Genomic DNA, 10,896 nt, shown 5'->3' on the forward strand with positions numbered 1-10,896 from the left:
CACCCCCGCCCGCCCCGCAATCCCTGGGCGGCGCAGGGTCCGTGGGTCATTGACCGGCCCGTGCTTTCCGGCTATCCGTTTCTCCTTGGAAGTTTCCTTCACGTGTTCGAGGAAGCCCCCCGGAAGGAGCGCAGATGCACTCCAGACGTACCGTCCTGACCACCGCCGCCGCGGCAGCCGCCGCAGCCGCCCTCGGCGACGGGCCCGCGCACGCCGTCGGACCCCGGCCCGCTGCCCCGTCCCCCTCCCCCGCCCGTCCGCCGTCTCCCGCCACCCTGGACCGGCTGCGCCGGATCGTCGCCCGTATGACGCCCGAGGAGAAGGTGGGGCAGCTCTTCGTGATGCGGGTGTACGGGCACTCCGCGACCGCCCCGGATCCGGCCGATGCGGCGGCCAACCGGAAGGAGATCGGGGTCGCCGACGCCGCCGAGCTGATCGCCAGGTACCGGGTCGGCGGCATCATCTACTTCAACTGGGCGCACAACACCCGTGATCCGCACCAGATCGCCGACCTCTCCAACGGAATCCAGGAGGCCGCCGCCGCGCTGCGCGTCCCCGTACCGGTGCTGATCTCCACGGACCAGGAGCACGGCATAGTGGCCCGCATCGGCGCGCCCGCGACGCTGTTCCCCGGGGCGATGGCGCTCGGCGCGTCGGGATCCCGGGAGGACGCCCGTACGGCGGGGCGGATCGCCGGGCAGGAGCTGTTCGCGATGGGCATCCGGCAGGACTACGCGCCGGACGCGGACGTCAATGTCAACCCGGCCAACCCGGTGATCGGCGTACGGTCCTTCGGCGCCGATCCGCAGGCGGTGTCCCGGATGGTCGCCGCGCAGGTGGAGGGCTATCAGGGCGCGGGGGTCGCGGCCTGCGCCAAGCACTTCCCCGGGCACGGCGACACGGACACCGACAGCCATGTCGGGCTGCCGTACATCCACCACTCCGCGCAGGAGTGGGAGCGGCTGGACGCGCCGCCGTTCCGGGCCGCGATCGCCGCCGGGATCGACGCGATCATGACGGCGCACATCGTCGTGCCCGCCTTCGACCCCAGCGGTGACCCGGCCACCCTCTCCCGTCCGATCCTCACCGGCATCCTGCGCGAACGCCTCGGCTTCGACGGGGTGGTGGTGACGGATTCGCTGGGCATGGAGGGCGTACGGGAGAAGTACGGGGACGCCCGGGTGCCGGTGCTGGCGCTGCTGGCCGGCGCCGACCAACTGCTGAACCCGCCGGATCTGCCCGTCGCCTACCGCGCCGTCCTCCAGTCCCTGGCGGACGGCGAGCTGAGCGAACGGGACATCGACGCCAAGCTGCTGCGGATCCTGCTGCTCAAGGAGCGCCGCGGGCTGTTCGCCGACCCGTACACCACCCACCGGGCGGTCGACCGGGTGGTGGGGACCCGCGGCCATCTGGCCGTCGCGGACCGGATCGCGGACCGCACCACCACGCTGCTGCGCAACGACGGCGGGGTGCTGCCGCTGTCCCGGCGGCGGGAGGGCCGGGTGCTGGTGGTGGGCGCGGACGCGGCGGCACCGTCCGGCAGCGGGGGCCCGCCCACGAAGGTCCTGGCACAGGCGCTGAACGGGCTCGGGTTCACGGCCACCGCGCTGCCCACCGGGATGGCGCCGACCCGGGCGCAGATCGACCGGGCGACGGCGGCGCTGGCGGAGCGGGACGCGGTGGTGGTGGCCACGTACAACGTCACCGCGTCGTCGCCGCAGCGGGATCTGGTCGGCGCGCTGCTGGCCACCGGGAAGCCGGTGGTGCAGCTGGCGGTCCGCAATCCGTACGACATCGCGCAGTTGGACGGTGTCGGGGTGGCGCTGGCGAGCTATTCGTGGACGGATGTGGAGCTGCGGGCGGCGGCCCGGGTGATCGCCGGCCGGCGGGATCCGGCGGGCCGGCTGCCGGTGGCGATAATGCGCGCGGACGCGCCGGAGACCGCGCTGTACCAGATCGGCCACGGGCTGAAGTACTGAGCCCGGCAGGGCTGTTGGGGGTCGGCTCTCCGCGACGCCGCAATCCGGGTCGCGGGGAGCCCGTCACCGCGCGGGCGGTGCGGTCACGGCCGCAGGGTCGTCATCCGGTGCAGCTCCGGCCGGTCCAGGTTCTTGTCGTACGGGGCCCGGGCGGTGGCCCGGCCGTTCGCGGGGACCGGGAGGCCCGCCCAGGACAGGAGTTCGGCGGTGGCCTTGGTGCGGTCGGCGTCCTTCAGCTTGGCGATGTCGGCACCGTGGTTGCCCCCGGGGACGGTGAAGACGTACGAGTCCCGGGCGCCCTTGCCGAGTTCGAAGTGCTTGGCGCTCCAGGGGTCGTACTGCCCGTTGACGAACATCATGTGCCGGGCGTGGTGGCGCACCCAGCGGTCGACGTCCGGCATGGCGCGCTTGTCGAACGCCATGGGGATCTCGCGCGGCACGAACGAGCGGGAGTTGTTGATGCCGGGGTAGCGCAGCAGGTCCTGGATGTTGGGGTAGTGGTACGTGGGCTCACCGAGCTGGGTGCCCGCCTGGTAGTAGTACGGCAGGAACTTCTCCATGCCCTGGTCGGTGTAGGAGTCAAAGCCGCCGACCTTGTCGATCCACTGGTACAGCGCGTCGGTCGAGGCACCGGGCGCGGGGATCGCGGCGCAGGCGGTCTCGGCGGGCTGGTACTGCCAGAAGCCGAACACCAGGTCCGTGACGAGGACTTCGTAGGCCCGGTCGGCGTTGCCGATCAGGGTGAAGGTGCGCTTGTTCTCGCCGGCCCACTTCGCGTAGCGGTTGACGATCTCGTCGCGGCGCAGCAGCGCCTCCCGCTCGGCCTTGGCGACGTCGGCGCGGCACCGGGCGCTGCCGACGGTGGCGAAGAAGCGGTCGTAGGGCGCGGCGTCGGCACGGTCGGTGTTGTTCGGGGCGACGTAGGCGACGGTGCCGTTCATGTCGTGCGGGAAGAAGCGGCGGTAGTACGTGGCCGTCATGCCGCCCTTGCTGCCGCCGGTGGCGATCCAGTTCTTGGGGTAGAGGGCGTGCAGCGCCTGGAAGATGCGGTGCTGGTCGGTGGCCGCCTGCCGGATGTCCAGCTTCTTCCAGTCGGTGGGCGTGGGCCGCGACGGGGTGAAGTAGCGGTATTCCAGGGAGACCTGGTTACCGTCGATGATCTTGGTGGGTTCGCTGCGGGACGGTGTGGTGCTGACGTTGTAGCCGGAGGTGAAGAACACCGTCGGGCGGTCCACCGACTTGTGCAGCACGGTCAGCCGCTGCTGGAAGGTGCCCCGCTCCGGGTGCCGGTGGTCGACCGGCTGGGTGTAGTCGAGGACGAAGTAGCGGTAGCCGTCTACCGGCTTCTCCTCGATCAGGCTCATACCGGGGATCGCGAGGATCCGGTCCTTGATGTCCTGGCCGTCGCCGCCTTGTGTGGTGGCACTGCCGGCGTTCCTGACGTCCGAGCGGTTCGGCTCGGCGGCGGTGGCCGCTCCTGCCGGTGTGCTGACGGTTCCTGCCGTGCCTATGAGCACCGCGAGCGACAGCAGCCATCGTCTGGCCTTGCGCATGCACCCTCCCCTTGGGATAGCAAAGGTCGGGCCGAACATATCCGCGAGGAAGGGGCGCCACCAGCCTCCATTGCGGCGAGGGTGACGCCCCGGTGGCCTGATTTCGCCGGGTGCTGCGGGTGCGGGCCGGAGCCTGCCCGGCCCGCACCCATCAGACCGGCCCTATACGGCCAGCGGCTCCTCCTCGCCGGTGAACGTGCGCCACAGCTCCGCATAGCGGCCGTCGCGGGCGAGCAGCTGGGCGTGGGTGCCGTCCTCGATGATCCGGCCGTGGTCCAGCACCACCACCCGGTCGGCCCGGGCGGCGGTGGTCAGCCGGTGGGCGACGATCAGGGTGGTGCGCGCGCCAGAGCTCGATGAGGGGATTGGGGTCTCCCCTGCGCATGGGGGTCCCCCCGCTCGAACGGAGTTGAGAGTGGGGGAGGAGTTGAGGGCTTGGGGAAGGTCGGGCGACGGGTGGGCGGTGCGGCGGCCGGCGAGGCGGTCGGTGGCCTGGTTGACGACGGCTTCGGTGGCCAGGTCCAGGGCGGCGGTCGCCTCGTCGAGCAACAGCACGTCGGGGTCGACGAGTTCGGCGCGGGCCAGGGCGAGCAGCTGGCGCTGGCCGGCGGAGAGGTTCCGGCCGCGCTCGGCGATCTCGTGGAGGTAGCCGCCGTCGAGAGTGGCGACCATGGCGTGGGCGCCGACGGCCCGCGCGGCGGCCTCCACCTCGGCGTCGGTGGCGTCCGGACGGCCGTAGGCGATGGCGTCGCGGACCGTGCCGGCGAAGAGGTAGGACTCCTGGGGGACGATGCCGAGCCGGCGGCGGTAGCCGGTCAGGTCCAGGTCGCGCAGGTCGGTGCCGTCCACCCGGACGGCGCCCGAGGTCGGGTCGTAGAAGCGGGCGACCAGCTTGACGAGGGTGGACTTGCCGGCGCCGGTCTCCCCGACGAAGGCCACCGTCTGGCCCGCGGGGATGGTGAGGTCGATACCGGCCAGCGCCTGTTCGTCGTGTCGGCCGTAGTGGAACTGCACGGCGTCGAAGGCGATCTCGCCGCGCAGCGAGGGAACCGGGCGGGGCTGCTCGGCGGCCGGGGTGGTGGTCCGCTCGCCGAGCAGCTCGCCTATTCGGCCCAGCGAGACGGACGCCTGCTGGTAGCCGTCGAAGACCTGGGAGAGCTGCTGCACGGGCGCGAAGAACAGGTCGATGTACAGCAGATACGCGACCAGGGCGCCGGCGGTGAGGGTGTGCGCGCCCACCCGGTCGGCGCCGACGATCAGTACCAGGGCCGCCGCCACGGACGACAGCAGCTGAACGAAGGGGAAGTAGACGGATATCAGGAACTGGCCGCGCACCCGGGCCCGGCGGTAGGCGTCGCTCCGGGCCGCGTACCGCTCGGAGCCGTGGCCCTCGCGGCGGAACGCCTGGACGATGCGGAGTCCGGCGACGCTCTCCTGGAGGTCGCCGTTGACGACGCTGATCCGCTCGCGGGCGAGTTCGTACGCCTTCACGCTCTGCTTGCGGAAGAAGTACGTGCCGGCGATCAGCGGCGGGAGGGTGGCGAAGACGACCAGGGCGAGCTGGACGTCGATGGCGAGCAGTGCGATGAGGATGCCGAAGAAGGTCAGCATCGAGACCACGGCGGTGACCAGGCCGGTCTGGAGGAAGGTGGACAGCGCGTCCACGTCCGTGGTCATCCTGGTCATGATCTTGCCGGTCAGCTCGCGCTCGTAGTAGTCCAGGCCGAGGCGTTGGAGCTGGGCGAAGATCTTGACGCGGAGGGAGTACAGGACCCGCTCGCCGGTGCGGCCGGTCATGCGGTTGGAGCCGATCTGGGCGGCCCATTGGGCGAGCACGACGATGAGAGCGAGGCTCGCCGCGGTCCAGACGCCGGCCAGTACGCCGCGGCGCACTCCCTCGTCGATGCCCTGCCGGATGAGGACCGGCACCAGCAGGGAGGCGATCGCGTCCACCGCGACCAGGGCGAGGGCGGCGGCGAGCGGTGGGCCGAAGCCGCGCAGCATCCGGCGCAGGCCGTAGGAGGTCTCGGGGCGGACGGCGGCGGCCTCGTCGATGTCCGGGGTGTCGGTGGCCGGGGGCAACGCGGCGACCTGGTCGAGCAGTTCGGGGGTCGCGGGCATGCCGGCCGTCGCGGCGGCCAGGCCGGGCCCTGCGGCGCCGGCGGCCCGGGGCGCCGGGCCGGCCGCGCCCGCCTCGGCCTCCTGCTCGCGGCGGACCCACAGCTCGGGGGTGATCCCGGCGACCGCCGCGGCTTCGGCCTCGCGGTCGGCGGCGCGGTCTTCCGTGTCGCCGGGCGCGCCGTCGACCAGGCCGTCGGGCCGTACGGAGCCGCCGGCCGGCCGGCCGAGCACGCCGCTGGTCCCGGCCGCGGCGAACTCGCCGTCGAAGTTCCCCGAGCTCTCCACATCGTTCGAGGAGGGGAGACCCCATTCGGCCACCGCGCCCGCCGGGTCGTGCTCGATGCCGCCCAGCTCCTCCGGGTCGGTCAGCAGCCTGCGGTAGAGGGCGCAGCGCTCCGCCAGCTCCTCCTGGGTGCCGATGTCCACCAGCCGTCCGCCGTCGAGGACGGCGACCCGGTCGGCGAGCGCCAGGGTGGAGGCGCGGTGGGCGATCAGCAGGGTCGTGCGGCCCGCCATCACACCGCGCAGCGCCCCGTGGATCTCGTGCTCGACGCGGGCGTCGACCGCGGAGGTGGCGTCGTCCAGGACCAGCAGCCGGGGGTCGGTGAGGATGGCGCGGGCCAACGCGACCCGCTGGCGCTGGCCGCCGGACAGGGTCAGGCCCTGCTCGCCGACCTTGGTGTCGTAGCCCTCGGGGAGCTCGGATATGAAGCCGTCGGCCTGGGCGGCGCGGGCGGCGGCCCGGATCTGCTCGTCGGTGGCCTCGGGATGGCCGTAGGCGATGTTGTCGCGGATCGCGTCGGAGAACAGGAAGCTGCTCTCGGGGACGAGGCCGATGGCGGCGCGCAGCGACTCCAGGGTCAGCTCGCGGACGTCGTGGCCGCCGACCAGGACGCGGCCCGCGGAGACGTCGTAGAAGCGGGGCAGCAGCAGCGAGACGGTCGATTTGCCGCTGCCGGAGGTGCCGACGACGGCGACGGTCTCGCCGGCTTCGATGCGCAGCGAGAAGTCCTCCAGGACGGGGCGGAGGGCGGCGGCGCCGCCGTCCTCCCCGGGGGAGGCACCGGGCGGTGCGTAGCCGAACGTGACCTTGTCGAAGACCACGGTCGCCGGGGCGTCGGCGGGCAGTTCGTGGGCGTCGGGGCGCTCCTCGATGGTCGGTTCGGTGTCGATGAGCTCGTAGACCCGCTCCACGCCGGCGCGCGCCTGCTGGCCGACGGTCAGCATCACCGCCAGCATCCGGACCGGCCCGACCAGCTGGGCCAGATACGTGGAGAACGCGACGAACGTGCCGAGGGTGATGTGGCCCTGGGTGGCCATCCAGCCGCCGAGCGCCAGCATCGCGACCTGGCCCAGGGCCGGGACGGCTTGCAGGGCGGGGGTGTACCGGGCGTTGAGGCGGACCGTGCGCAGCCGGCCGGCGAACAGCCGGCGGCTGACCTCGCGCAGCTTGTCGGTCTCCTGCTCCTCCTGTCCGAACCCCTTGACGACCCGGACGCCGGAGACCGCGCCGTCGACGACGGTCGCCACCGCGGCGGCCTGGCCCTGGGCGTACCAGGTGGCCGGGAAGAGCCGGGCGCGGCTGCGCCGGGCGATGAACCAGAGGGCCGGGGCGACGGCCAGCGCGACGACGGTCAGCAGCGGCGACAGCACCGCCATCACGACCAGCGAGATCACGAACAGCAGGACGTTCCCGATCATCATCGGGAGCATGAACAGCAGGCCCTGGATCAGCTGGAGGTCACTGGTGGCGCGGCCGACGACCTGGCCGGTGCTGAGCTCGTCCTGCCGCCGGCCGTCGAGCCGGGCTATCGCGTCGTACATCCGGGTGCGCAGGTCGTGCTGGATGTCCAGGGCGAGCCGGCCGCCGTAGAAGCGGCGGACGTAGGTGAGGGCGTACACGACGACGGCGGCGGCGACCAGGAGGGTGGCCCACGGGGCGAGGGTCCGCTCATGCCGGACGATCACGTCATCGATGATCAGCTTCGGGATGAGCGGGACGAGCGCCATCACGGCCATCCCCGCGAGCGAGGCGCCCAGCGCCAGCAGGACGTCCTTGCGGTACTGCAAGCAGTCCCGCGTCAACCGCCGCGCCCAGCCCCCTCGTGCCGTGTCCGTCCCCGCCACCCGATGCCTCCCATGCGTCGTCCACCGCATGGCACCAACACCGCGGGCGGCGGATTTCATCCCGCCGCAACAAACCAACCCGGCGCTGCACAAGCCCGGGGGCCACCGCGGATCGCCGCGATGGCCCCCGGCCTGTCCGTCTACGGCGTCACTGCGCGCGCTGCACCGTCAGCTCCGTGATCCCCGGACGCGGCTTCGGCTTGCCGTCGGGCCCGGTGCCCGGCACGCCGTGCACCACGACCCGTACGTACCGGGCCTGGCTGCGGCCGGCGTTTCCGGTCCCGGTCCAGTGCTTGCCGTCCCGCGAGATCTGGACGGCGTACGACGTGGGCCTGGTGGCGGTCCAGTGCGGGGTGATCTGCCCGATGGCCGTGGTGCGGCCGAGGTCGACGGTGAGGGTGCCGTCGGCGGCGTCCGGGACCCAGGCGGTGGTGGCGTTGCCGTCCACCGCGGCGCCCGCGTACATGCCCGGCTCCTCGGAGGTCGCGGTGGCGGTGGCGCACCGGGCGGCGTTCAAGGTCGGGGCCAGATCAGGGCGGCGGGTCTTGAGGACGGCCGGGACGCCGCGGCTGACCACCTTGTCGCCCTCGGGCGTCTCGATCCGCATCGGCGCCCCGGAGGTCAGTCGGACCGTCGTCTGGTGCGCGCCGATCGCGATGTCGTACGTCCTGCCCTGCCAGTGCATCCCGCGCAGGGTGACGCCGGCGGACAGCTGCGGCGGCAGCATCGGGTCCAGGTGCACCCGGTCCTCGCGCAGCCGCAGGCCGGTCAGCCCGTTGGTGAAGGTCTGGAGGAAGCCGCCCTTGCCGGTGAGGAAGTCCTGGGCGGGCTTGCCGGCGTGCGGGTCCTCGGCGCCGGCCTTCTCGCCGCGGGCCTCGGAGAACTCCGCGAACGGCCCGCGGACGAACGGCTTGACGGCGCGCAGCAGATAGCTGTACGTGGCGCAGCCGGGCTCGCCGATGGCGGCGGCGTCGATGGCGTGCACCGAGTCCGTCATGGCCGGGCCGTCGGGGTCGGTGCGGGCGGCGTAGTAGTCGAGGGTGCCGGCCGCCTGCTGCCGGCTCATGGGCCAGGCCAGGGGGTACATCAGCAGCACCGTGTCGGCCTGCTTGATGGTCGTCCCCTTGTACCCGGCGTACTGCTCGAAGACCTTCTTGGTGCTGTCGTAGGGGATCCGCAGCTTGTCGGCGATGGTCGTCCAGGAAGCCGGGGCCCGTTCGCCCAGGAGAGTGGCGGTGCGGGCGGCGTTCCGCAGGGCGGTGGCGGCGCCGGCGTTGGTGAAGACCGCGTCGTCGACGCCGTTGCTGTACTCGTCCGGCCCGGCGACGTTCTTGATCGAGTAGCTGCCGTCGGCGTTGCGGGTGGCCCGGGAGGCCCAGAATTCCGCGATGCCCTGGAGGACCGGCCAGCCGCGGGAGCGCAGCCAGGCGGTGTCCTTGGTGGCGAGGTAGTACTGCCAGGTGGCGAGCGAGATATCGCCCATGAGGTGGTTCTGGGTCTTGCAGTGCGGCGGGTCCCAGCTGTGGCACTCGGTCCACAGGTCGCCCTTGCCGCCGCTGGTCCAGGAGTAGAACAGCCCCTGGTAGCCGAGCCGCCGCGCGTTGGCGCGGGCGGCGTCCCGGGTGCGGTAGCGGTAGTCGACGATGGACCGGGCGAGGTCGGGGTGGGCGGCGAGCAGGCCCGGGTACATCCAGGTCTCGGCGTCCCAGAAGATCTCGCCGGCGTAGTTGTCGCTGGTCAGGCCGGTGGGGCCGATGCTGTTGGCGCTGCCGGCGCGGGTGGCGGCCAGCAGTCCGTACTCGGCCGAGCGGACCCAGGACTGGAGCTCGGGCTGCCCGGCCACCTCGATGTCACTGCGCCACAGCTGCTGCCAGGCGGCGCTGTGCCGGGCGAACAGGGCGCGCCAGCCGCCGTCCGCGGCACGGCGCGACGCGGCCTCGGCGGCGGTACGCGGGGCGCGGGAGGTGAGCGCGGTGTCCACCCCGACGTACTTGGTCAGCTCGTACGAGCGGTCGCGGCGGACCGGGAAGGTCAGCTGCTGGCTGCTGCTCAGCTTCGCGGCGGATGCGTTCTGCTGCGGCTGCCCGGTGCGCGGTTGCGGCCGGGGCCGTCCGGCGGCGACGCCGGGGCCGGCCCGCAGGGTGGAGGCCACCGCGCCCTCGGTCCCGGTCCCGTCCGTGCGGAAGCCGACGGCCAGGGTGCCGTCGGGGCCGGCGCCCGGCGTGCCCGAGGGCTGCATCCGCCGTGCGCCGCGGCCGTCGAGGGTGTCGGTGACGGTCGCCCGGCCGCTCCAATGGGGCGTCATCCGCAGCCGTACGGCGCCGGTGTGCGCGTCGGCCCGGTCGGCGAGGACGTCGTAGACCAGGTCGGTGGCCCGGCCGTCGGCGGCGGTCCAGGTCAGCGACGTCCGGACGAAGCCGCAGCGCAGCGACAGCGTCTGGCGGTAGTGGGTGATGCGGCCCGGCCGGGTGGCGGAGGAGAAGGTCTCACCGTGTGCGCCCCCGGTGGTGACGTCGAGCGTCGTCCAGGTGGGGAGCGCGGCGATGGCCTGGCGACCCTGGAGGTCCTGGGGGCCCTTGGCGTAGAGCCCGGAGGCGAAGGACCCGTCGTATTCGGGGGTCTTGAGGGGCCAGCCGGTGGTTCCTCCGGGGGCGGCGTATCCGGTGCCGTTGGGCGGGACCCGCTGCCCCAGGTAGCCGTTGCCCACGTAGGCGTGGTGGCTGTCCTTGGGGTCGATGGCGGTGGCGGTGGCGGCCCAGCCGTCGCCCGTACAGGACGGCTGGTGGTCCCCGGCCGGCGCCGGGGCCGCGGAGGCGGCGGGCGCCAGGGCCGCGACCAGCGTGCCCGCGAGCAGCGCGGCGAGCGCTCCCCGGGAGCGGCCGGCGGCGGGGCGATCCGCACTGTCCGTGCGATCCGTGTTATCCGAGCGATCCGAGCGATCCGAGCGATCTGCGCAACCCGTGCGGTGAGCGCTCCCCCCGCTGCCTATGTCCCCCTCCTGGCCTGCGCGGTCCTCGTTGCCCGCGTGGCCCGTGTGGCTTGTGTGGCCTTTACGGCCGCACTGATCCCTGTGGTCCGTGTGTTCCATGGTTCTCCGTCGTTGCCGTCACACGCAG

The 10,896-nt window shown here is 72.9% G+C and carries 4 protein-coding genes; 1 reads left to right on the plus strand and 3 read right to left on the minus strand.

What is annotated here, in order from left to right:
* Positions 1-134 precede the first annotated feature (134 nt).
* On the plus strand, positions 135-1,979 hold the full coding sequence (locus tag IEZ17_RS30730) for a glycoside hydrolase family 3 protein (RefSeq protein ID WP_189305872.1): 1,845 nt from the start codon (positions 135-137) through the stop codon (positions 1,977-1,979).
* Positions 1,980-2,062: 83 nt separating this feature from the next.
* Here IEZ17_RS30730 and IEZ17_RS30735 read toward each other — a convergent pair whose 3' ends face one another.
* The 3 genes from IEZ17_RS30735 to IEZ17_RS30745 form a co-directional block, all read right to left on the minus strand.
* Positions 2,063-3,532: a S28 family serine protease gene (locus tag IEZ17_RS30735; RefSeq protein ID WP_189305874.1), complete on the minus strand. Its 1,470-nt coding sequence runs from the start codon at positions 3,530-3,532 to the stop codon at positions 2,063-2,065.
* 162 nt (positions 3,533-3,694) lie between these two features.
* Positions 3,695-7,810, minus strand: a complete 4,116-nt coding sequence (locus IEZ17_RS30740) for an ABC transporter ATP-binding protein (RefSeq protein ID WP_189305876.1) — start codon at positions 7,808-7,810, stop codon at positions 3,695-3,697.
* Positions 7,811-7,928: 118 nt separating this feature from the next.
* Entirely contained in the window at positions 7,929-10,868 is a 2,940-nt protein-coding gene (locus IEZ17_RS30745; protein ID WP_229852817.1) for a discoidin domain-containing protein, read from the minus strand.
* Between the last annotated feature and the right edge of the window lie 28 nt (positions 10,869-10,896).

Origin of the sequence: Streptomyces albospinus, from assembly GCF_014648695.1 — a bacterium.
GTDB lineage: Bacteria > Actinomycetota > Actinomycetes > Streptomycetales > Streptomycetaceae > Streptomyces > Streptomyces albospinus.

Excerpts from the sequence above, each read along its gene's own strand:
- IEZ17_RS30730 (WP_189305872.1), top strand. The coding sequence starts at position 135 with ATGCACTCCAGACGTACCGTCCTGACCACCGCCGCCGCGGCAGCCGCC.
- IEZ17_RS30735 (WP_189305874.1), bottom strand. The coding sequence starts at position 3,532 with ATGCGCAAGGCCAGACGATGGCTGCTGTCGCTCGCGGTGCTCATAGGC.
- IEZ17_RS30740 (WP_189305876.1), bottom strand. The coding sequence starts at position 7,810 with ATGCGGTGGACGACGCATGGGAGGCATCGGGTGGCGGGGACGGACACG.
- IEZ17_RS30745 (WP_229852817.1), bottom strand. The coding sequence starts at position 10,868 with ATGGAACACACGGACCACAGGGATCAGTGCGGCCGTAAAGGCCACACA.